The following is a 22579-nucleotide window of genomic DNA, read 5'->3' as shown; positions in this document are numbered from 1 at the left end:
TTTCATTCGGTACGACATGATGACAGTGTTTCAGGGGATGTGCGCTTAGGGCCATTCACCCAGTACCAAGGGCGCGTGATTGTGCAGATCAAAATAAGTATGTCAGATGTCAAAGATTGCTGGTTGATATAGAGAAGATCACAGTCAAGGCGGCTTTTCAGATCAAAACTGGACTGAATTGGGCCGCGCCAACCATTGATCTGGGCCAGACCTGTGATGCCAGGTGGCACCTGATGGCGTGCATTATAAAGCGCAAAGTGCCGGGCGAAATCGTGATTGTCCGCTGGTGTATGCGGGCGTGGCCCGACAAGTGACATATCACCACGAACGATATTGAAAAGCTGCGGCAGCTCGTCCAGACCCCAGCGCCGAATGAAATTACAGAATTTTGTCGGTGGCAGAGGTGTGCCTTCCGGGCGTATCGAACCCCAAAGAGTGCAGAACTTATAAATATTGAAAGGCCTGCCAAGATACCCGATGCGAACCTGTTTGAAAAATACGGGGCCACGATGATCGCATTTCAGGGCTATCGCTATCATAAATAGTAAAGGCAGGGCCGCGATAAGTAAGGTTGTGGCAACTGAAAGATCAAAGAGCCGTTTCGGCAAAGGACTTTGGCCGTGTAAGCCGAATGTTTGCGAGCTCCGCCCCGAAAGCCTCGTTTGCATTTTCTGTTCCCCGCCCGGAATGTGCAGGAAAAGATTAGCGAATTAATCGTAAGACGCCAACGCTTTATAACTAAAGGTTGTTTAAACGCTTTTGACGATATCGTTCGAACCACTTTGCCATGATTGGTGCCAGCAATACGATCTCGAAAATGCGGACGATATGATGGAAAGCAACAAAGCTTGGTTCGACATTCAGCGCTAGCGCGATAAGGGACATTTCCGCAACGCCACCCGGTGCGAAGGCGAGCAGAACAGCAATATAATCAAGATCCAGCCAGTCAGAAACAAACCAGGCCACTCCGCCGGTGAAGGCAAGGATCAGCGCAGTGGCAAAGATCGAATAACCTGCAAGACGGGCGAGGAAGGAAAGCTTTACCCCGGCGAAGCGACTGCCAATTGCCGAGCCGAGGATCAGAAGGCTTCCGGCCAACAACCATCCGGGCAGATTGCCCTCCACAAGACCGGTTACATGCAAAACCATGCTGGCCATCATGGCGCCGGTCATTTCGGCGGCGGGAATGCCGATTTTTCGGAAAACCAGGACGGTTGCAATCGCACAGAATGCCGTGATCAGTCCCTCGGACAACGTCATCTGGATGGCTTCGCTATCGCCATGACCACTTGCGACGACACCGGTGATCATAAGGACGATCAATGGTGCTGACATGACCAGAAGCAGAACGCGCAAACCCTGTGTGAGGGCGATTTCCTGTTCATTGCCGCCTGCGGCGGCACCCAGAACCACCATTGGCGTCAAACCGCCCGGTGTGGCTGAAAACAAAGCCGTTGCCGGATCGAGTTTTGCGACCTTGCTGTAAAACCAGGTAACAACAAGCGTGATGATCGGAACGTAAAGCAGAACCGCAATCATACTGATCGGCCATCGGGCCGCCTGATCAAGGGTATCTGGGGTAAAGGATGCCCCGAGAAATACGCCGATCACACCCAGAATAACGGAGCGAAATCGCATCGGGATACCCATGCGGACACGCAGCAGGCTGGCGACAAATGTCGCGAGCATTGGCCCCATCATCCAGGCAAGCGGCATATTGATGCCGTATGCGATCAATCCGCCCACAAGCCCTATGCCAAGTGCCACAAACAGGTTTTTGAAAAATTTCGGGGTGAGGCTGCTGGAAAGGCGGTTGATCCAACTGTCGTCTGCGGGCCTTTCCGGCGGGACGCTCATTATTATGCCTCGGCCTTGTTCTTGTTGATCTGGTCAAGGAAGCCGTCGATCGCATCACGCAGGCGGGCAGCTTCGGCATTCAGGGTGTTTGTCGCACGCGAAACGTTTTCCGATCCGGTGTGAACGCGGGCGGTTTCCGTATCCAATGCACCAACTGCATCGGCAACCGTCCGCATGCCACCATTGGCATCATGGATGCTGGTCGATATGCCATTGGTCGAGGCTTGTTGTTCTTCCACCGCCGCCGCAATGGCCGCGGCTGATTGATCAACTTCACCAATAACATTGGCAACGGATTCAAGAGCACTGACAACATTGTCCGTCAGACCGCGGATTTCTTCGACCTGTGCCGAAATATCCTCGGTCGCGCGGGCGGTTTGCGATGCAAGGTTTTTAACCTCGCCTGCGACAACGGCAAAGCCTTTGCCTGCGTCACCGGCACGTGCTGCCTCGATCGTTGCGTTCAATGCCAGAAGGTTTGTCTGGTTGGCGATGTCTTCGATCAGCGTAACAATATCACCAATTCGCTGGGTTGCTTCGGTCAGCTGTTCAAACAGGGCGCGGGAATGTTCACTCTCAGTGCGGGCGCGTCCGGCAACTTCGGCTGATTTCTGTGCCTGCTGGCCAATTTCGCCGATGGCCTCTGACAGGCTGGCGGTGGTTTGTGATACGGCCTCGATATGATGCAGGACAGCTTCGGAATGATGGTTGGCATCAGCAGCACGTGCGGTGGCCGATGTCGCAATCTGTTCCATGTCGTTGGCCGAGCCGTTCAGTGACCCGAATTCACGGTCAAATCCGCCAAGAGCTTCCTGGACGGCACGCTGGAAATTGTCGGTTGCCTTAACCAGTTCAAGCTGGCGTTCGCGTTCTATCTTTCGCACGCGTTCGCGTTCATGACGCAGTGTTTCGGCTTCTTTTGACTGATCGCGAAGAACGGTTACCGAGCGCGCAACCACGCCAATCTCGTCACGGCGCTGCACACCACGAATTTCCACATCAAGGTCACCCTTGGAAATCTGTTCGATCAGTTGCGCAAGATCGGTCATCGGGCGCGAAATACGGCGTGAAACAAAAACTGAAACGACTGCCGCGACAAAGATCACGACAATCGCGACAATGACGAAGACCTTCTGAAGTGTTTCGGCCTGCGCTTGGGCGTTGCCAAATGATGTGGTGGCAACTTCCTGAGACTGCGCGAGAATTTTCTGCAACGGTACTTGCAGTGCGCGGAAGGACTCATCGGCACGCGCAATAACCTCAAGCGCGCCATAGATATTCATCTCGCTTTCGATCAGGAACTGATCGACTTCGTTCATATAGGTGTCGTAGGCGGTGGTAAATTCATCGCCGCCGACTTCTGCCAGACGTTCGGCAAGCGGGGCCAGTTCGGTAGACAGATTACCGGCCTTTTCGCGAAGTTCGGGAACAGCGGCGGCATTAACGCCGTTGGAATCCCACGTCAGAATCCGGAAAAGGCTTCCGTGCGCTTCGTTCAGCGCGTCACTGAGTGTCAGCGCATCGGAACGGCGTTCATAAGCTTCGACGCGAAGGTTGTTCAGCGTTTCCTTTTCGCTTTCCAATGTCAGAACCGTTGCGATACCCATCGCAATGATCACAACCATCAGAAAAACAGGAACCAAAAGGGTTTTCGGGCCGATTGAAAGATTATCGAGAAAACGCATCGCTTTTGTATCCTTCGCGTCGAAGATATTTGGTCTTACATTTCGCCGTCGTTCGGAACGGCCTTGCGGTTGCGCAACCACTGACGGGTGTTCCCGACAAGCGGTGCCAACAGGAAGGCAATGCTGATCAACAGGATTATAAGCGTAATCGGGCGTTCCCAAAGGAAGGAAATCGAACCATCACTGATCATCAATGCGCGACGCAGGTTTTCTTCCATCATTTCGCCCAGGATGAAGCCCAGCAGCATGGGTGCCATCGGATAGTTCAACAGGCGCAGGCCAATAGCAATTGCCGCGGCCAAGACCATCATGTGAATATCCATGGTGTTAAACGTCACCAGATAAACACCGATCAGCGAGAAGAACAGGACGAACGGAACCAGCAACTGTTGCGGCAGTGCCAGCAAACGCGAGATGTACGGGATCAGCGGCAGGTTCAGAACCAGCAGAACGATATTGCCGATATACATCGAAATGATGACCGACCAGAACACGTCAGGCTGTTCGACGAACAGACGCGGACCTGGCTGAACACCATAAGAAATCAGCGCACCCATCATCACGGCAGTGGTCCCCGAACCCGGGATACCAAGTGTTAGAAGCGGGACGAACGAACCGGAACATGCCGCGTTGTTTGCCGTTTCCGGAGCTGTGAGACCACGGATTGATCCCTTGCCAAACTTGAGCTTTTCCTTGGCACTGGCCAGGTTGCGTTCAAGGCCATAGGCAAGGAAGGACGCGATCGTTGCACCGGCACCCGGAAGAACGCCGGTGAAGAAACCAAGCACCGAGGAGCGGGCGATGACCGGGGTCATGATTTTGACCTCTTCCTTCGTCAGCTTCATGGAGCCGAGGTTTCTAAGTGCTTTTTGTTCGTCAGTACGGGTATCCTTGGTCGGACGCAGAATCTGCAGAAGGGCTTCGGACAGGGCAAATGTCGACATCGCCAGCAACAGGAAGCTGATGCCGTCGACAAGGTCCATGCTGCCAAAGGTGAAGCGCGCAACGCCAGCCGCCGGATCGGTGCCGATGGTTGATAGCATGATGCCAAACAGGGTCATCGTGATTGCCTTCAGAACCTGTCCCTTTCCGGCGAACGCGGAAACGGCAGTCAGGCCCAGAACCATCAATGCAAAGTAATCAGCCGACTGGAAGGACAGCGAAACCGAAGCCAGTGCCGGTGCTGCAACCAGAAGGAAGATGGCAGCGATCGTGCCCCCAGAGAAGGAAGAATAGGCCGCGATGGCAAGTGCCTTGCCGGCATGGCCCTGCTGAGCCATCGGGTAACCGTCAAACGCCGTGGCAACGGTTCCGGCAACGCCGGGCGCATTGATCAGGATTGATGATGTCGACCCGCCAAAAATCGCGCCGTAATACACACCAGCCATAAGGATCAGGCCAGTAGAGGGATCAAAGCCATAGGTGATCGGGATCATCAGCGCAATGGCCGTGATCGGACCGAGACCAGGCAACATGCCGATAAAGGTACCGGCAAAACAACCGACAACAACCATCAGAAGGTTGATCGGCATGACCGCGGTCGAAAGACCGGAGAAAATTCCTTCAAGCATTTCTTTCGCCTTAGCCCAGCATTTCGAAGATGTCGCCCGGTGCCAGATAAATCCCCATCAACTGGGACAGCAGGAACCAGAACACGAAAACGACAGGTACGGCTGCACCCAGCAGGACCTTGATGCGGCGTTCGCCAAGAACGGCAAAACCGCCCATCAGGAAGATGGTGGTCGAGATCAGGAAGCCGAGATAGCGAATGGTCAGGCCATAGAAGATCATCAATGCGGCAAGCATGATGACCGGTTTCCATTTCATGCCGCGGAATGCGGCAAGGAGGCTGCCGGCCTCTCGATTGGCCGGCAGTACCAGTTGGACGAAGGAAACCACACCCAGTACCCACGCCACGGCATTAGGGAGGGTCCGGGCATTGAACGGGGCATCTTCGTCACCGAACAGAAGCGGGATATCGCGAACATAATAGCCATAGATCAGCGCAAGGCACAAAAAGAGCAGTGCGCCGAACTTGTCACGATTGATGGACATGGCGTGGTTTCCTTCAGAGGTCTTTTTTATTGCAGGTCGGGATGGCTTATTTCAGGAAGCCAAGTTCACGCATCAGATCGCCAACCGTTTTTTCCTGATTTTCCATGAACGCGGAAAACTCGGCACGCGGCTTGTAGAACTTTTCCCAGCCGTTACGCTTGCGAACGACTTCCCATTCTTCGGTTGCCTGAACGTCTTTCAGAATCTTGGCGTATTCGTCCGCCTTTTCAGCCGAAAGAGCCGGGGAACCGAAATAACCACGCCAGTTGATGAATTCAGCATTAATGCCAAGCTCACCCAGCGAAGGAACGTCCGGAGCAACTTCGATCCGATCGGTCGAGGTCACAGCCAGAATACGAATCTGACCTGCTTTGTGCAGTTCAAGAAGTTCGCCAAGACCGGTCGAAATAACTTCGGTTTCACCCGACAGGAGACCGGCAATTGCTTTGCCACCAGCGTCGTAAGGAATGTATTTCACCTGTTTGGCATCACCGCCGCCCTGCTGAACAGCATAGGCCGCAACAATGTGATCCATACCGCCGCGGACCGAACCGCCACCAAACTTGACCGAGCTCGGATCAGCTTTGATCGCTTCGACAACATCGGTAAAGGATTTGTAAGGGCTATCAGCCGGAACGCCAAACGCGGCATATTCAGCAACAACACCGGCAATCGGGGTCAGGTCACGGAACGACTGCGGGAATACGCCGGTCAAAGAACGGATGATGATCGGGGTGGAGTTGACCATCAGGGTGTTGTCGAGGCGATCTGCAGCTTCGATCATGTAGGCAATGGCTTTACCACCACCGCCGCCAGACATGTTTTCATAAGACGCCGTACCGACCAGACCAGATTTGGTCAGGGCTTCACCGGTACCACGTGCAGTGCTGTCCCAGCCACCGCCGGCACCACCCGGAACGATGAAGTGGATATCATTAACTTCCTGCGCTTTGGCATCAAAGGCGCCAAATGCAGCAGTTGAAACGGCAACAGCAGTTGCTGCAGCCAAGAATCCGCGACGTGAGAACATCGTCAGCTTCGTCATGTTGTCGTCTCCTCCAGACACAAAAACCTTCCCTGGCCGCCGATTGGCGGCAGGCCGATCAGTTCAGGACAAGGCATCTGCAATGAAGGTCTGGCTGCGCTTGCATTCCGGCGACATGCCGGTACCCCATGACAACAAACAGCTGAAGGCCTCCCTTGCCGATGATCCTTTTTGATTGTCCTTATATCAGATCATTCGACCTGACGGATCGGCAGCGCGAAGACGGTAACAGGCAAACCTGTCACCAACCTGTCATCGCACCAAACAGAGTGAAAAAAGTTCACAGCATTTATGATCATGCGGCAAAAGCCGCTGCGGAAAACGGTTTATGCCGACAATGCTCGTCCACACTCAAGGGCATGTTTCTTCAGGAAAAGAAGTGCTTCCTTGCGTTTCGATTGATTGAACCGGCTGACCGGTCCCGAAAGAGTCAAAACACCAAGCAGCCTGTTCTGCCGGTCCAGAACGGGTACTGCGATTGCTGATATATCCGGATCACGTTCGCCTTCGCTTTGGGAAAAACCGGCTTCAAGAACGTCAATTGCATGATCATCGACGCCATTACCCCATGCGCGTATCACGTGCCCGGCCGCGCCACGATCACAGGGGAGTATCGCACCTTCTTCCAGATGGTGGCGCAGGCTGCTGGGGGAATTTTCGCGAAACAGGCACAGGCGGTTTTCTCCTTCGGGCACATAAAAAGAGGCTGTTTCGCCGCTGGCCAAAACAAGCGCCGACAGATGTGGTCGAACTACGTCATCCATACGAAATGAACGACGATATATTGACCCCAGACGCCACAATGCTGGTCCCAGCCGGTAACGTCCACGCCCCGATATTGCCAGAAACCCCCGCGACTCCAGCGTTCCAGCCAATCGGGTGATCGTGCTTTTATACATCCCCGTGCGTTCAGCAAGGTCCTTGAGCGAAAGATCGGCGTCGCGATCTGTAAAAGCATCAAGAATGACCAGGGCACGTTCAACCGCGCTAACATTCTGTTCTGACATGATTAATCCGATTTCCGTGTGGCGGTTGGACCCGATGCAATGTCATTGGGCGTTTTGTGATTGGTCAAAATTCTATATAATAGAACAAAATTCTACCAGACAGAATTTAAGGAAATGTCATGGATACGACCAAACCACTTGCCGGTATTACCGTTCTGGACCTGACCAACGTTCTGGCGGGTCCGTTTTGCTGCCATCAGCTTGCCCATCTGGGGGCTGATGTCATCAAAGTCGAAGCACCCGGTCGGGGGGACCTTGCACGTCAATTGGGCGCGGATCAGGGATTGAATGAAAAGCTGATGGGTGTTTCGTTCATGGCGCAGAATGCCGGGAAACGATCCGTCACGTTGAACCTCAAGGATCCGCGCGGTAAGGAAATACTCAAAAAGCTGGTCGCGAAGGCGGATGTCGTTGTCGAAAATTTCCGACCCGGCGTGATGGATCGGCTTGACCTTGGCTATGATGTGCTGTCGAGGGTAAATCCGGCGCTGGTTTACTGTGCGATTTCGGGTTTCGGGCAAACCGGACCGATGAAAAAGCTGCCTGCCTATGACCAGATCGTGCAGGGGCTTTCGGGCATTATGACAATCACCGGCGAAGAAGATAAGGAAACCTATCGTGTCGGATATCCGATGGCTGACACGATAGGGGGCCTTACCGCCGCATACGCAATCACAGCGGCACTTGCCGGGCGTGCCATGGGAAGCAATGAAGGCAAGGGCAGTTTTATCGATATTTCGATGCTGGAATCCGTAATTGCCACCATGGGGTGGGTGGTGTCGAATTTCCTGATCGCCGGGAAACAGCCAACAGCCAACGGAAACGATAATTTCACATCCTCGCCGTCGGGTACTTTCCGCACACAGGATGGCAAGATCAACATTGCAGCAAACAAACAGGAACAGTTTGAAGCCGTTTGTGATGTTCTGGAATTGCCAGACCTGAAAATCGATCCGCGTTTCATTACCCGAACGGAACGCCTGTCGCATCGCAGGGAACTAAGCGATCTGCTTGAAGGAATACTCGTAACCCGTCCAACAGATCACTGGGTTTCAAAATTCAACGCCGCTGGCGTACCGGCAGGCGCGGTTTTGACCGTGCCGCAGGCACTTTCGCTGCCGCAAATTGCCGATCGCGGGATGCTTGCCGATTTTACCGATGTACCGCGTGCCGAACGTGACATCCGCATTCTGCGTACCGGTATCAAGATGAATGGCGACGCGCCTTCGGTTAATGCGCCACCACCGGTTCTGGGACAGGACAACGAAACCATTCTGGCCACTCTTGGTCTTTCCGCCGAGGAGGTCGCCACCTTGAAAGCCGAGGGCGTGCTATGAGCGATAAAACTGTAAAAGACATTGAAAACGAAGTCAGCGACTGGTGGAAAACATCCATCATCGATATGGAACCGGGGAAAATCCATTTCAGCGGTTACGCCATTGAGGATCTGATCGGCAATATCAGTTTCCCCGGTATGATTTGGTTGATGACGCGCGGTGAGTTACCATCAAAGGGACAGGCAGCCTTGCTTGAGGCCGCGCTTGTCGCGGCAGTCGATCATGGCCCGCAGGCACCGAGTATCGCAATCGCGCGAATGGCTGCGACCTGCGGGGTCGGGTTGAATAACGCGATGGCCAGTGCTGTAAATGTTCTGGGTGATGTTCATGGTGGGGCGGGCGAACAGGCTGTCGGACTTTACCACGATATTGCCGCGCGCATGGATAGCGGCGCAAGCCTGGCCGATGCGACAGCTGCTGGTCTGGATCATCAGATTGCCGAACATGGCAAACATATTCCGGGATTTGGGCATCGTTTCCATCCGCTTGATCCGCGTGCCCCGCGTTTATTGTCGCTTGTTGAAAAGGCGGCTGCGGAGGGCATCGTTTCCGGGCGCTTTGGACAGATCGCCAGTCAGATCGAGGAAACCCTTCTGCAACGCAAAGGCAAACGCATCCCGATGAATATCGACGGTGCGACGGCGGTGATATATGCCGAGCTTGGATTTGCAGCACCTCTTGCACGGGGCTTGTTCTGTTTGTCCCGTTCGGTTGGGATACTCGCTCATGCCTGGGAACAAACCAATCAGGGGGGGCGCAACAAGGGGCCAATTCCGCGTCGTCTGATCTGGAATTATGACGGTCCGGAACGCCGCCCGTTCCCGAAAGATGTCGGCGATCAGTAAGGTTTCAGGTCGGCAGCTGCGCGTAGATGCTGCGCGCAGCACTTTCCAGAAGATCCCGATCAAATTCGCCACTTAAGGCATAACCGATCCCCTGATCGACCCAGTAAAAGGTGCCGATAGACCCTTTCTGATCATAGCGAAATGCCGTTGATCCATTATCAGGATCACGTGCGATCATTACGGTCAGTCTTGCACCACTGCCATCCTGATACATCAAAAGCGCACCGGGTTTGCCATCAAAGGGCACCAATCGCCCACCAACGAGTTCGAAACCCTGTGTTTCCAGATCAGGCGCCGTCATCGACATGCCAAGACGTTTGCCTAGCCACGTGACCAGATGATCCTTTTCATTGGCGTAGACTTCTACCGGATGGCGAACTTCGCTGGCATAAATTCCATATCCGTCACGTGATGCCTTTTGAAGGATGTCGATATAGGAGGCTTCACGGCTGGTTGGGCCAATGATTTTTTGTCCCAAAAGCGCGCTGGCCCCTCCGGCGATAAACAGGATCAAAGCCGCAGCAAGGTTGCGCCAGATTGTGCGATGATGTTCTGTTGTTGATGCGCGACGTCGTGATAGGGGAAGTCCCAGATATGCATCAGGTTCGGGGAACAGATCCCTAAGAATTACATTTTGTCTGCGCCAGGTTTCAACCTTTTGCCGGTCTTCAGGGTGGGTTTCAAGCCAGTCGTCGACAGTCTGTCGACGTTCATCAGATAATTGGTTGTCGACCCACGCATGAAGATCATTTTCGGTTACGGATGTGTTGTTCCTATCGTTCATCTGGAACTCCGTAGTTCAACAATATTGTTGCCGGAAAGCTGTTTGGCAAGGAAGTGACGGGCACGTGACAGGCGTGACATTACCGTGCCTACCGGTATGTCAAGAATCTCTGCAGTTTCGCCATAGCTGTATCCTTCAATCGCCACCAGCATCAATACAGATCGCTGATCGGTCGGCAGTTTTTCCACTGCCTCGCGAAAGGCATAATGTTCGACAGTCAGATTGGGACTTTGCAGACCCGGATCGCTGTCGGTGGTATTGATTGGGACATGTGGCGGGGTGCGGCGGTTTTTGCGCAGGTTATTGTAATTCAGATTGGTCATGATCCGTGTCATCCATGCGCGCAGATTGGTGCCGCGCCAGGATGCCTCGTTTTCCACAGCATTTGTCAGGCAGTCCTGCAACAGGTCTTCGGCATCGTGCGATGATCGGGTCAGGCTGCGCGCATAGCGGCGCAATTGCGGGATCAGATCAAGCATCGCCTGACTCTGTCGCGACATCACATTATCCTCCGGGCAGCACGAAACGAATTTCGTACTGCCCCGGAAGACTTGCAAAACAAATTGCAATCAGACCTGTTACGGATTGGTCGCTTAAGGACGGGCAGCATCCCAGATATCCTTGAAGCCATGACCCGTTGTGTCGCCTTTTTTAGTGTCTTTGACCCAGAAATAGAGCGGTTTTCCGTCTTTGGCCCATTGCATTTCGCCGGTTTTACGCTGGATCAGGCCGAAGTTGCCATCCGCAGTTGCACCGGCTTTGGCAATAAAGGGCGGCCAAGCACTTGCGCAGGCATCATAGCAATTCGATTGTCCGTCCGTGTCCTTGCGAAAAGTGTAAAGGGTCATGCCATTTCCACCGGCAAGTACCGGGCCAATGCCGGTTTCAACGGTCATGGTATCGGGAGCAGCAAGGGCGACGGTCGAAAGCGGTAGGGACATCACAGTGAACAGGCCGGCAGCGATCATAAGCTTCTTCATGAATTCCTCCTTGGAACAGGGACGGATCGAAAATCCGCCTTCATCAAGCAAGACACCGCCGCATGGTATTTTATTCCGGCCGATACAAAATTTTTACCGGCGATTAAGCAATGCATCCTGCCAGCGGCTTAAAAACCGCTGGCGTTTTGCCTGATCGAGATAAACCAGAAGCCCGGGCCCTACAGGGAATGATCGGACCCGTTCGCCGTAGCGGTCAAAAATCAGCGACGAAAACGGGCTGGGTGGGACATCGGGGCGGACCGGGTTAAAATTCCCTTCATCCTGCAGGATGCTCTGGCCTTCGATAGAAAGGATATAGTCAAGGAATCTGCCGCCAGTTTCCGGGTTGCGCGCGCCGCGCGGAATGATGGCGATACGGGAATAAACAACGATGAAATCATCAGGCAGGATCACCCCAAGATTGGGGTTTCGGTGACTGAATGTTTCTGCATATGATCCCAGCAAATTGTATCCTAGGACCAACTGACCGTCGGCGATTTTTTCAAGCATCGGGGATGTGTTGGAATACAGTTTTACCCTTGCCTGCCCCAGTGTGCGGACAAAATCCCATATCCCCGAAAAAAAGCGTTCATCGCGTGCCAGAAACAGGAAGCCAACCCCGCTGCGCTCGATATCATAGGTCGTGACTTTTTCGCTGAGCAGATCGTCATGATCGTTCAGAAGCCGGATGAGGTCGTTACGTGTTCTTGGAGGTTCGAGATTGTTTTCGCGAAAGAACTGCCGATTATACGCCATTACGGCGGGTTCTTGCGTGACGGCAAATGCTTCGTTGCGCCAGCGCGCCCAGTTTGGCAAAGCGCGGGTCTGATCGCTTTGATGGGAAATGGCATAACCGTCATTCGCCAGTTTCATCTGCAAGTCCATCGAAGAACTGATCACCAGATCGGCGTTTGGTTCTCCGGCTTCATGCTCCGCCAGGGTCTGGTGATACATTTCCAGCGTTTGCAGCTGATGATATTCGACGCGAATTTCGGGGTTACTTTGCTGGAAGCCATCAATCACAGGGCGAAAGGCCTCGATGTCGGCCGATCCATAAATGACGACAGTTCGACTTTCCGATAACAGGTTCTGTTCCGGGTCGCCGGGACCTACATTTTGCTGTGCAGGAAAAACAAACAACTCGGCAGACGCGGGAAAAACGCGGAAAATTGCTGCGCAGAAAACTGCAATAATGATAGTACTGCGCAGGTTCATTGCTTACAGGCCCTCATTAACCGTTTACGCGCAGGCGTGATGCCAGATGATTATATCAAGGCTTTCCCGATCCGGCAAAATCTGGAAAATTCATGTGGTTCGGGCAATATGTACCAGACCCTTCTGGTTTAACAGGGGACCGGACCCGATACAATGAGAGTCCTTGTCGTAGAAGATCACGCAGCACTTGCCGATGGCATCGCCCGCTCCTTGCAGTTGGCGGGCTATGCGGTTGATGTGATTTCCGATGGCGAGGAAGCGGATGAAATTCTGCGTACACAGGAATACGGTCTTGTGGTGCTTGATCTCAACCTTCCCAGGATGGACGGACTTGAAATACTACGCCGGTTGCGTCATCGCGGGTCAGAAAGTGCGGTGTTGATCCTTACGGCCCGCAACGATATCGATGATCGTGTGCGCGGCCTTGATCTTGGTGCGGATGATTATCTGGCAAAACCGTTTGAACTGATCGAGCTTGAAGCGCGTGTGCGCGCCCTTATGCGTCGCCATTCCGGTACGCATAATACCCGGATCACCTGTGGCCGCCTGACATATGATACCGTAGCCCGCCGTGCGATGATTGACGGCGAGGATATCGAAATTCCAAGGCGAGAACTGAATATCCTTGAGATTCTGTTGCTGCGGCTTGGGCATGTCTTATCCAAGGAACAGATTACAGACCAGCTTGCCGGATTTGAGGATGATATCAGTGCAAACGCGGTCGAACTTTATATCAGTCGATTGCGCAAACGCGTCGAAACGGCTGATGTTAAAATCCAGACCATCCGCGGCCTTGGCTATCTGCTGAAAAAAACATGAAGTGGCGTAACGCATCCCTTCGCCGACGATTGCTGATCTGGCTTCTGATCCCGTTGCTTCTGATCAGTTCGCTGATGCTGTTCGAGGTGCGCAGCAATGCCGTGCATTCCGCCAATCAGGCGTTTGATCGTGCGCTTCTGAGTTCTGCACTGGCAATTGCTGATCGTGTGGTTCTGATTGGCGGCCAGATCGAGGTTGACGTGCCTTATGTCGCGCTTGAGATGCTGACAAGCTCCGCACAGGATCGGGTTTTTTATCAGGTCAGTACCGCACAAGGTGAATTCATAACTGGTTATGAGGAATTACCACCGGTTCCCGAAAAACTGATGCCACTACTTGAAGAGCCGGTATTTTATGACGCGGAATATAACGGTGAACGTGTGCGGATCGGGGCGTTATCGCGGTATGTTGCCAGTGCAAGGATGGCGACCCGTTTTCACGTACTGGTCGCGGAAACTACCGGAACACGCGAAAGCCTGAGCGAGGATATTCTGGCACGTGCCGCTGTCCGGCAATTCGGACTGATCCTGATTGCGGCTCTTATTGTCTGGTTTGGGATCGGGCAGGGGCTTAAACCGCTGGCGCGATTGGAAGAAGCACTTAACCGCAGATCGCCTTCGGACCTGAGGCCGATTTTGCATGATGTCCCAACCGAAGTGCGCCACCTTGTCGGGGCGATCAACCATTTGCTGAAACGCTTGGAAAATACGCTTTCGACCATGCAGCGCTTTACCGCAGATGCCGCGCATCAGTTGCGGACACCATTGGCAGCGTTACGTACCCAGGCCGAGCTGGGACTGCGTGAAAAGGACCCGGAAAAGCTGCATGATGTCATGGAAAAGCTGGCGGCATCAACGCGTCAGACATCCCATCTTGCCAATCAGTTGCTGGCATCTGCACGGTCCGCGCCCGAAGGTCTGGCCGGACGACCCTTTGTCCGTATTGATCTGGGCGAGATCACCCGCGCGGTCACGGGCAGCAAGGTGCCCGAGGCACTGGAACGCGGTATTGATCTCGGATACGAAGGGATTGACGGGGCGGCCCCGATCATGGGCGATGCGACGCTGATCGAGGAATTGCTGAAGAACCTGATCCACAATGCGTTGACCTATTGCCCAGAAGGCAGTTCGGTCACGGTTCGGTTAATGCCCGAGGCAGGTAACACTGCATTCATCAAGCTGGTGGTGGAGGATGACGGGCCGGGCATTGCGCTTGAACATCGCAAGCATGTGTTCGAGCGGTTCTATCGCGTGTCGGATGGCGGGGAAGACGGATGTGGTCTTGGCCTGTCTATCGTGCGCGAAATCGCCTTGCGCCACGATACCCGTATCGGGCTGGATGAACCCGAAAATCACAGCGGCGCGATCTTCTCGGTGCGTTTCCGATTGGCATCAGACCAATAAAACGCACTTTAACGGCGAAGGGCTGGGATGGTCGACAGCACGGTTTTCATTAATTGCGGCTGCCTGTTAACTCCGATTTTGGAAAACACCGTTTTGAGATAGGTGCGCGCCGAGCTTAGCGAAATACCTACCAGATCTGCGGCCTGATCAAGGGACATTCCTTCTGCCAGTTTTTGTGTCAGTTTGGCCTCGGACCGGGTCAGACCAAACACATCAATCAGATCATCAATTGTTGGCGGCCCCATTCGTTCAGGTTCAACCAGAATGAACACAAAACTGTCTTTCTTGTCAGCACCATTTCGTACACGACGCAGGAAAACCGAAAGGGCACCCTGTTCATGATCAAGCGAGAAACCGCGTTGCATCGCAGGGACACGACCGGCGGGGGGGTGCAGAAACCGATCCAGATCATCCGGGGCATTGTCGATCAGAAGCCGGTTTTCAGGATTAACCTGCATGGCGGGTGATCGGCGTAGCATTTCCGCAGCCTGTGCATTCATATGTGAAATCGCAAGCCGGTCATCGGTTGCAATCAGCCCCAGATGAAAGAGATCCAGGAATGCCGCGGGGATTGTATCGCGGCTCTCTCCGCGTTTGCGGGCGATTTCGGTTTCGATGCCCTCAAGAACCGTCTTCAGGGCGGTAGGTTTGGGGTAGAACCGAAATACACCGAATTCATTGACCGCGGTTAATGCTGATTGCAGATCGGCATAGCCGGTCAACATGACGATGATCAGATCGCTTCGAAGATTTCGAAGCTTGGCCGCCAGCTCAAGCCCGGTCATGATCGGCATGTGAATGTCAAGGATCGCCGCCGTAACATCGGGATCACCAGAAATTTCTGCCAGCGCGGTTTGCGGATTGTTGAAATACAATCCCTGCCAATGCGGGGCGAGACGCGCGAAATTCCGCCGGTGCGATGACAGAAGGTTTTCATCATCATCGACAAAAGCAATGCGGACAGGCTGATCCGACACCATTGTCATGCACACTCCACATATGGGGATATTGGTGCGTCCATCCTGACATTATTCTTCGGTATATCAAGACCTGTATGAACTGGTGAAGATCGTTCGTGCCCAGAATCTTTAAGGTTTCGTAATAACCGGAGTTGTTTCAGATGAGCGTTGCTGCAGCCGGTCTTCCGACGGTTCTGATAGTAGATGATGATGAGAATCTTCTGGCTTCGGTATGCCGTTCTTTGTCCGGAAGCTTTAATTTAGTCAAATATATCAATGGTGAAGCAGCTCTTGAATGGTTATCCAAAAATCGTTCGGGTGTGAATATCATTGTAGCTGATCTGGTGATGCCGACGATTGATGGAATCAGCTTTCTGAAACGTGCATTTCGGTGCGCCCCCGATATTCCGAGGATTCTGCTAACCGGAAATATTTCGGCAGTTCCCATGCGTGAAGCAAACGGTCTGGCAAAAGTCAGTAAAATTCTGACAAAGCCGATTTCGATTGCGACCTTCAAGGAAGTGCTTTTCAAGACGATTGAGGACAAACGTAAAGAAAGTCATGCTGATCAACTCATTGCCGATACGTTGAATGAGCTTCTTGATCGATCCGCAGTCACAACCGCGTTCCAGCCCCGTGTCAGAGCCGAAGACTTTTCGCGAACGGGGGGCGAGGTTCTTTGCCGAATGTCTGATGTGCATAAAGGTTATGATATCGGGAAAATCATAAGGCAGTGCCAAAATCAGCCTGTCATGGATCGTCTGACGATGTGTTTGATGGATATGACGACTAATTCAGCGCCTGTTTATCGCAAAATTCTGGGTTCAGGTGCCCTGTTGTCACTTAATCTTGATTACGCCTCGGTTTGCAACCGCCAGTTCGTTCAGGCTTTGTCTGGCTTTGTTGCTGAAATGCAGAAATATGGTTTGGAAGTCGCGTTTGAAATTCATGAGATGCAGCTCGGCAAGATTGACGAAAATTTTATAAAAAACGCGAGGTTTCTCTCAGATCGCGGAATACGAATTTTTATTGATGGGTTTGGGGCTGATAAAGGGGCGTTGGAGTTGCTGCGCCACGAATTTTTTGTTGGCGTTAAACTTGATCGTCGATTGATCCGCCAGGTGATGGGAAATGACGATACGGGCAGATTTATTTCTTGGATTGTCCAGATATGCCGACAGATTGATTATTCGGTCGTCGCCACCGGCGTTGAAAATGAGGCAACAGCCCTTCGTCTCAGAAGTTATGGCGTTGATGAATTGCAGGGATATCTTTTTGGTATGCCACAACCGATTGAAGAACATATTCCAAGTATCTTTACGAAATGAACCGGCCATACAGCCATTTTTTCCGGCCCAGCTATTGTTGTAACCCTTTGGCGTGACCAATGTGTAAATCAGTTTCGGAGTACAACTATGATGATGAAAACGATCATTAAATTTACGATGGCTTTGTGTGTCATCGGTTTTCTCTCAACGGAAAACGCCCGAGCAGCCGGAAAGCTCATACTCTCAAACACGGGCGGTGAAACGGTGACTGTCTCGTTTGATGAATTGACCAAACTGCCAAGCACCGAGTTTTACACCTCGACCCCATGGACGGATGGTGTTCAGAAATTTCAGGGTGTCGATTTCGACGTTCTGTTCGATACCTATGGCATCACCGCCGATACAGTCCGCGTTTCTGCGCTAAATGATTATAGCGTCATGGTTCCGGCTGGTGTCCTGCGTCGTGACAATGCCATCCTGGTTTATCGACTGAATGATGCGGAAATGTCGGTACGTGACAAAGGGCCGTTTTGGGTTGTGTTCCCCTATGACAGCGATACCCGTTTCCAGACTGATACCTATTGGTCTTATTCCGTCTGGCAGGTGAAGTCGATTGATGGGCAAAACTAGAAATTTTCTGTCAAAAATATCGAACAGGGCCATTTTTTCAATTTTGGCTCTGTTCGTTGTTCTTTATGGGGTTTTCTCGATCGCAATCGTAAGAAAGCTCGAAGATGAGAAATTTGCCTATCGCGAAAATTTTGCATGGGCAGTTTTCCAGATTCAGCGGCAGTTCCTCGAAATCGAACGGTATATCGAGTATGCCCGTTCCGATGGCGTTGTTGAGAGGGATGAGCTTGAAAAGGTTTTACTGGAATATGAAATCTTTGTTAGCAGAACCCTATTGGTCAAGCAGGGCGAAGGGTTTCAGGTTTTAGCCCAAATCCCGGAAGTTGGCGATTTGCTTGCGATGCTTGATGAAAAGATCGCACGGATTGATGAGCGGATTAAAGGCGTATCGAACGCGACTGCATTGGTGGAATTTATCCGCGAAGAACTTGTGTCGATCGATGATCCCTTGCAGCAGGCGGTGGTGCGGACAACAAATTTTGTGTCAGTCTACAATGCAAGTAACATCGCGAGCGTAAAGTCCGACATAGAGATTCTGTCATATCTGTTCTTTTCCGGGATGATCGTGATGATTGGTCTGGCGATCTTTGTAATTCGTCACCGTCAACGTGCATTTGCCGCTGATATCGATGCAAGACGCGCACGCCAGGAACAGGAAGTGATTGAAGAAGCTGCAGATTACGCGAAAATGCATGCTTTGGGGACGCTGGCTGGTGGGGTTGCACATGAAATCAATACCCCAGCCCAATACATACAGAACAATCTTGAATTTCTCTCTGACAGCTTTAACGATTTCGTTCATGCACTCCGCAAAGACGAAGGTGACGGGTCTGTTCGTCTTGAACTGGCGCCGGAACGGATCGATTTTATGACCGAAGAAATACCGCTTGCGATCCGCGAGAGTATTCAGGGGCTTGATCGTATAGCGGAAATTGTTCGTGGTATCCGGAAATTTGCCCATCCTACAACGGACTCTGTGGAACGGATTTCCATCGCCGAGGAAATTGAAACGGCGATAACGTTGACGCGTAATCAGGTCAAACATGTTGCCGAACTCGAACAAAGCTATGATACGGACGTCACCGAAGTTGAAGGGCGGCGGAACCATTTGTCACAGGCCCTGATCAACCTGATCGTCAATGCTTCGCAGGCGATCCGCGAGTCGGGGCAACGTTCCGGCAAAATCAAACTGAATGTCACGTCGGACGCTGAGAATGTTTTTATCCGATTAAGGGATAATGGCGGTGGTGTTCCCGAGGATTTACGAGATCGAATTTTCGATTATTTCTTCACGACCAAGGAACGGGGCGTTGGGACGGGGCAGGGTTTGCCGATATGTCGGAAATTGATTCAGGACGATTTTAACGGTGACTTGACCCTTTCCGCTCCGGACGGCGAAGGGGCGGAATTCGTTATTCGAATTCCGAAACCCGGTATTCGATCAACTGATGATGATAGCGCATTGAATTACACCGCGACCGATGAATTCTATGACATCCGGTCGTGATGTTCATGGTCGTCGGTATCGTTTGACTGAAATGGAAGGTGATTGGTCAGGCTTGGTTATCGCCAAGTGGGGCACAATGACGTTCCCAATTCGCCCATTTTTGCTGGGCATCACAATGGGCGATGAAACCCGAAGCGCGATCATATTTTGCCGCCCGGATATGACGGTCATTGCCAAACTTGCGGGCAAAATGCTGAGCTGCATAAACGATCAAAAGAGACAGCGAGTCACGGGTTGGCGCAGCTTCGGGGCGATGATGAAAAGCAATGTTTTCGACAATTTCGTGCTTGAAACCCCAGAGAGCGGCCAAGCATGCCGATACGGCAGGATGAGACACTCCAATCTCGCCGATCTCAGTGGAAATGATATCGCATTGATCGTCGTCGGCCTGCTTGCGGCTTAAAGCAACCTGATCAGGTATTACATGCTCCATCACATTCAGGCCGATATGACACAGCAATGCTGCTGCCCGAATCAGATCAATTGTTTCTGAGGGCATGCCTTCAAGTTTTGCGATCCCGGCCGCCATATTGCCCAGAATGAGGCAGCGATCTATTGGCTGGTCGATATTGTCAGGGTCAAATCTGGTTTGCTGTCCATGCAAGGTCCAAATGACACATAGTGCCTTGATGGTTTCAAGACCGAACAGGTCAATCAGGGTAACGAGATCCGGACCCTCTGTTGGCAGGATCAGCTTTTCGCGCCGCGCCATTTCGCATACCAGCATAATAAAACCAGGATTTTCAAAGGAGAATTCCTGTAGTTCGTTCTGACTGTGTGGTCCCTTATATTGCAGAATTGCATGAAGCCGGTAAAACACCGGGGGCCAGACAAGTTCAGCAGGCATGCGGTACAGAATATTGATCAGCTGGGGGTCTCGCAGATAGTTGCGCAGTATCAGGCCACGTTCGATGGCATGAATAACTTCCTGATCGCTGCAGGGTTTCATCAGGAAATGATGGGTTGCCGCAAGACCGGTCTGGATAGCCTGTTCATCGGCGTAGCCGGAAAGAAGGATGCGTGCGGTATCCGGATATTTCCGGGCAACAGACCGAAGCAATTCTGCCCCGTCCATCTCGGGCATGCGCATGTCCGAAACAATGACATCTGCACTATGCTGATCCAGATTTACGAGTGCTTCTGCGCCGCTGGTGCAAAACCGCAGTTTCCAATTCGGGCGTTTGGATACGATACGGCGGCGTAATCCGCTGAGGACATGGGGGTCATCATCGACGAAAATGATTGAAGCGCTTTCTGGCATCCCGGCTCCTTCGCGGAAGGGTTCAGGCAATTGCTGCCATCAGGCTGGCAGCATCGCAGGGCTTTGACAATACAAATGCGGCTCCGACCGATACGGCTTCTTTACCCATATCCGGATCAAAAAAGCCGGTCAGCATGATCATGCGGGTGCCTTCTGCATGTTTGATTTGTCGGCGTTTGATTTCATAGAGCGTTTCGATCCCCGACATGCCGGGCATCATGTAATCAATCAGTATGACGTCATAGCTTTGCTGTTTTCGCGACAGTTGCGCCATCATCTGAAGTGCGGTTTCACCGTTTTCTGCAACATCGACGGATTGTGCTCCGCCGCTGCGCAAAATCCGACGGATAGAGAAGCGGACTTCGATACTGTCGTCCACGATCAGGAACTTTTTCTGCGCGTTCGGTTTGCCAAAAGCATTGTCACCCTTACAGCGACGCAAGCCATCGGCAATGGCAATATCATTATGGCTATTGGATTTTATCGCGTTCATTTCTCAAACTCTGACCGTAATGGTTTCCTGAAGACCGGTTGATCAAAATACTGGTTCAGTTGGCAGTCTTTTATGTGTGCATGTTACGTCGGTTGAGAAGAGCCACATATCCCTATATAGGGAGGGAAACAAAAAAAGGGCTGCCGGTAAGGGCAGCCCGAAGTCGTTGTTCAGGGAAGAGGGAAGATCGTTGCGTTAGGGTGAGCAAGATCAGAATTCGATACCAATCTTGCGATCGATCGAATATTTTCCGCCGCCACGGATCAGGACCGAAAGCGCCATCAGCCCCCAGAAGACCGGCATTTCAAACCCGGCATTGTTCCATGCATACCCGTTGGGCAGATGAATGGTGACCGCAACAGCCATAAAGGCAATCACGGCGGCGGCTACCGGGCGGGTCAGAAGGCCCACAGTCAGCATCAGGCCGCCCACGAATTCCAGAAGCCCGATCAGAAGGGCAAACAGGAAGCCCGGGGCAAAGCCGATGCTTTCAAGCCAGCCAGCCGTACCTTCAAGGCCATAGCCACCAAAGGCACCAAACAGTTTCTGGGCACCGTGCGGGACCAGAAGAAGACCCGTGGTGACGCGGACGATCACGGGTGAAAGAGGTTCAAGGGCAGTCCACAGATTGCCAAGGGCCGGGATAATCGGACGTGGTTTGGTGTGTTCAAGGGACGACATATTCGTTTTCCTTTGAAGGGTCGGACCGGAAGACCGGCTCAGGCGACCATGTCAAAAACAAGAGCTTCGGCTTCGGTTGCGTCGGTGAAGACAAGTTCATCTTCGTCCCGGATGGCGGCACCATCGCCAGCCTTCAGGGTTTCGCCATTAACGCTCAGCATGCCGCGCGCTACTTGCACCCAGGCAATCCGGCCCGGTTCGATTTTATGGGATGCTGTTTCGCCTTCACCCAGATGGGCAACGTAAAGGTCAACATCCTGATGAATGGTGATCGATCCATCCCGGCCGGTGCGGCTGCCGATCAGTGACAGGCCCGAACCCGTATCGGAACGTGCGATTTCCTTTTCCTCGTAACCCGGTTCGAGGTTCGCGGCTTCGGGTATGACCCAGATTTGCAGGAAATGAACCGGCTTCTCCTTGGAATGGTTGTATTCCGAATGACGGATGCCGGTACCGGCAGTCATGCGTTGCAGGCGGCCCGGACGGATAACGGAACCGGTGCCAAGGCTGTCTTTGTGTTCAAGCGCGCCATCAAGCACATAGGAAATGATTTCCATATCCTTGTGGCCGTGGGTGTCAAAACCGGCACCGGGGATAACCCGGTCTTCGTTAATCACGCGCAGCGGGCCCCAGCCCATCCGTTTCGGGTCGTAATAGTGACCGAAGGAAAAAGTGTGATGGGAGTCAAGCCAGCCAAACTGGGCGCGGCCACGGTCTGCGGATTCGATCTTGGTAATCATGTTGGTCT

23 protein-coding genes are annotated in these 22579 nt (G+C 52.7%); 7 read left to right on the top strand and 16 right to left on the bottom strand.

From position 1 onward, the window contains the following. Nucleotides 1–2: 2 nt before the first annotated feature. The 7 genes from BC440_RS12415 to BC440_RS12385 form a co-directional block, all read right to left on the bottom strand. Entirely contained in the window at nucleotides 3–668 is a 666-nt protein-coding gene (locus BC440_RS12415; protein ID WP_082822656.1) for a sugar transferase, read from the bottom strand. Nucleotides 669–738: 70 nt separating this feature from the next. After that, complete coding sequence (locus BC440_RS12410) at nucleotides 739–1857, bottom strand: AbrB family transcriptional regulator (RefSeq protein ID WP_063092331.1); 1119 nt, start codon at nucleotides 1855–1857, stop codon at nucleotides 739–741. Nucleotides 1858–1859: 2 nt separating this feature from the next. Then, on the bottom strand, nucleotides 1860–3542 hold the full coding sequence (locus BC440_RS12405) for a HAMP domain-containing methyl-accepting chemotaxis protein (protein ID WP_063092332.1): 1683 nt from the start codon (nucleotides 3540–3542) through the stop codon (nucleotides 1860–1862). A gap of 35 nt (nucleotides 3543–3577) precedes the next feature. After that, nucleotides 3578–5113: a tripartite tricarboxylate transporter permease gene (locus BC440_RS12400; RefSeq protein WP_037988912.1), complete on the bottom strand. Its 1536-nt coding sequence runs from the start codon at nucleotides 5111–5113 to the stop codon at nucleotides 3578–3580. 10 nt (nucleotides 5114–5123) lie between these two features. Next, nucleotides 5124–5597 (bottom strand): tripartite tricarboxylate transporter TctB family protein, encoded by a 474-nt coding sequence (locus BC440_RS12395; RefSeq protein ID WP_007088608.1) that lies wholly within the window; start codon nucleotides 5595–5597, stop codon nucleotides 5124–5126. Nucleotides 5598–5643: 46 nt separating this feature from the next. After that, entirely contained in the window at nucleotides 5644–6642 is a 999-nt protein-coding gene (locus BC440_RS12390; protein ID WP_007088609.1) for a tripartite tricarboxylate transporter substrate-binding protein, read from the bottom strand. A gap of 326 nt (nucleotides 6643–6968) precedes the next feature. Beyond that, nucleotides 6969–7649 carry an IclR family transcriptional regulator gene (locus BC440_RS12385; protein ID WP_007088610.1) on the bottom strand — a complete coding sequence of 227 codons (681 nt, stop codon included), beginning with the start codon at nucleotides 7647–7649 and terminating at the stop codon, nucleotides 6969–6971. 119 nt (nucleotides 7650–7768) lie between these two features. On the opposite strand from BC440_RS12385, the gene BC440_RS12380 reads away from it, so the two are divergent. Together BC440_RS12380 and BC440_RS12375 are read left to right on the top strand one after the other, a co-directional pair. Further along, entirely contained in the window at nucleotides 7769–8986 is a 1218-nt protein-coding gene (locus BC440_RS12380) for a CaiB/BaiF CoA-transferase family protein (RefSeq protein ID WP_063092333.1), read from the top strand. Beyond that, nucleotides 8983–9831: a citryl-CoA lyase gene (locus tag BC440_RS12375; protein WP_063092334.1), complete on the top strand. Its 849-nt coding sequence runs from the start codon at nucleotides 8983–8985 to the stop codon at nucleotides 9829–9831. Before BC440_RS12380 ends, BC440_RS12375 begins: the two co-directional genes overlap by 4 nt. Nucleotides 9832–9835: 4 nt before the next feature. On the opposite strand, the gene BC440_RS12370 is transcribed toward BC440_RS12375, so the two are convergent. The 4 genes from BC440_RS12370 to BC440_RS12355 all read right to left on the bottom strand — a co-directional run bounded on the left by BC440_RS12370 (nucleotide 9836) and on the right by BC440_RS12355 (nucleotide 12735). Further along, nucleotides 9836–10615 (bottom strand): anti-sigma factor, encoded by a 780-nt coding sequence (locus tag BC440_RS12370; protein WP_063092335.1) that lies wholly within the window; start codon nucleotides 10613–10615, stop codon nucleotides 9836–9838. Beyond that, complete coding sequence (locus BC440_RS12365; RefSeq protein WP_063092336.1) at nucleotides 10612–11115, bottom strand: RNA polymerase sigma factor; 504 nt, start codon at nucleotides 11113–11115, stop codon at nucleotides 10612–10614. The genes BC440_RS12370 and BC440_RS12365 overlap by 4 nt, the downstream gene beginning before the upstream one ends. Before the next feature lie 93 nt (nucleotides 11116–11208). Further along, nucleotides 11209–11595 (bottom strand): hypothetical protein, encoded by a 387-nt coding sequence (locus BC440_RS12360; protein WP_110252574.1) that lies wholly within the window; start codon nucleotides 11593–11595, stop codon nucleotides 11209–11211. Between the two features lie 93 nt (nucleotides 11596–11688). Then, on the bottom strand, nucleotides 11689–12735 hold the full coding sequence (locus tag BC440_RS12355) for an ABC transporter substrate-binding protein (protein ID WP_223304913.1): 1047 nt from the start codon (nucleotides 12733–12735) through the stop codon (nucleotides 11689–11691). A 228-nt stretch (nucleotides 12736–12963) separates the two neighbouring features. Between BC440_RS12355 and BC440_RS12350 the strand changes: the two genes are divergently transcribed. Together BC440_RS12350 and BC440_RS12345 are read left to right on the top strand one after the other, a co-directional pair. Beyond that, nucleotides 12964–13629 carry a response regulator transcription factor gene (locus tag BC440_RS12350; RefSeq protein WP_007088617.1) on the top strand — a complete coding sequence of 222 codons (666 nt, stop codon included), beginning with the start codon at nucleotides 12964–12966 and terminating at the stop codon, nucleotides 13627–13629. Next, nucleotides 13626–15032, top strand: coding sequence for a sensor histidine kinase (locus BC440_RS12345; RefSeq protein WP_037988904.1), 1407 nt, complete (start codon nucleotides 13626–13628; stop codon nucleotides 15030–15032). Before BC440_RS12350 ends, BC440_RS12345 begins: the two co-directional genes overlap by 4 nt. Nucleotides 15033–15040: 8 nt before the next feature. Here the strand turns inward: BC440_RS12345 and BC440_RS12340 are convergent, their stop codons facing one another. Continuing rightward, nucleotides 15041–16018, bottom strand: a complete 978-nt coding sequence (locus BC440_RS12340) for a response regulator (protein ID WP_223304911.1) — start codon at nucleotides 16016–16018, stop codon at nucleotides 15041–15043. A gap of 134 nt (nucleotides 16019–16152) precedes the next feature. Here BC440_RS12340 and BC440_RS12335 point away from each other — a divergent pair, with 134 nt between their 5' ends. From BC440_RS12335 to BC440_RS12325, 3 genes are all read left to right on the top strand, one after another. Continuing rightward, nucleotides 16153–17319 (top strand): EAL domain-containing protein, encoded by a 1167-nt coding sequence (locus BC440_RS12335; RefSeq protein ID WP_063092338.1) that lies wholly within the window; start codon nucleotides 16153–16155, stop codon nucleotides 17317–17319. Between the two features lie 87 nt (nucleotides 17320–17406). Beyond that, nucleotides 17407–17889, top strand: a complete 483-nt coding sequence (locus tag BC440_RS12330; RefSeq protein WP_063092339.1) for a hypothetical protein — start codon at nucleotides 17407–17409, stop codon at nucleotides 17887–17889. 43 nt (nucleotides 17890–17932) lie between these two features. Continuing rightward, a complete protein-coding gene (locus tag BC440_RS12325; RefSeq protein WP_223304908.1) occupies nucleotides 17933–19396 on the top strand; it encodes an ATP-binding protein in 1464 nt (487 codons plus the stop codon). A gap of 46 nt (nucleotides 19397–19442) precedes the next feature. On the opposite strand, the gene BC440_RS12320 is transcribed toward BC440_RS12325, so the two are convergent. The 4 genes from BC440_RS12320 to BC440_RS12305 all read right to left on the bottom strand — a co-directional run bounded on the left by BC440_RS12320 (nucleotide 19443) and on the right by BC440_RS12305 (nucleotide 22571). Continuing rightward, the gene (locus tag BC440_RS12320; protein WP_063092341.1) at nucleotides 19443–20657 is read right to left on the bottom strand and encodes a response regulator; all 1215 of its coding nucleotides are present in this window, start codon (nucleotides 20655–20657) and stop codon (nucleotides 19443–19445) included. A 22-nt stretch (nucleotides 20658–20679) separates the two neighbouring features. Next, nucleotides 20680–21150 (bottom strand): response regulator, encoded by a 471-nt coding sequence (locus BC440_RS12315; protein WP_007088624.1) that lies wholly within the window; start codon nucleotides 21148–21150, stop codon nucleotides 20680–20682. A 210-nt stretch (nucleotides 21151–21360) separates the two neighbouring features. Beyond that, the gene (locus BC440_RS12310) at nucleotides 21361–21831 is read right to left on the bottom strand and encodes a DoxX family protein (RefSeq protein ID WP_082822657.1); all 471 of its coding nucleotides are present in this window, start codon (nucleotides 21829–21831) and stop codon (nucleotides 21361–21363) included. A gap of 38 nt (nucleotides 21832–21869) precedes the next feature. Beyond that, entirely contained in the window at nucleotides 21870–22571 is a 702-nt protein-coding gene (locus BC440_RS12305; protein ID WP_037989206.1) for a pirin family protein, read from the bottom strand. Nucleotides 22572–22579 lie beyond the last annotated feature (8 nt).

The organism is Thalassospira sp. MIT1004 (genome assembly GCF_001858545.1).
Taxonomy (GTDB): domain Bacteria; phylum Pseudomonadota; class Alphaproteobacteria; order Rhodospirillales; family Thalassospiraceae; genus Thalassospira; species Thalassospira xiamenensis.
The sequence above is the reverse complement of the archived record's forward strand: the minus strand, read 5'-3'. Positions and strand labels throughout refer to the sequence as shown.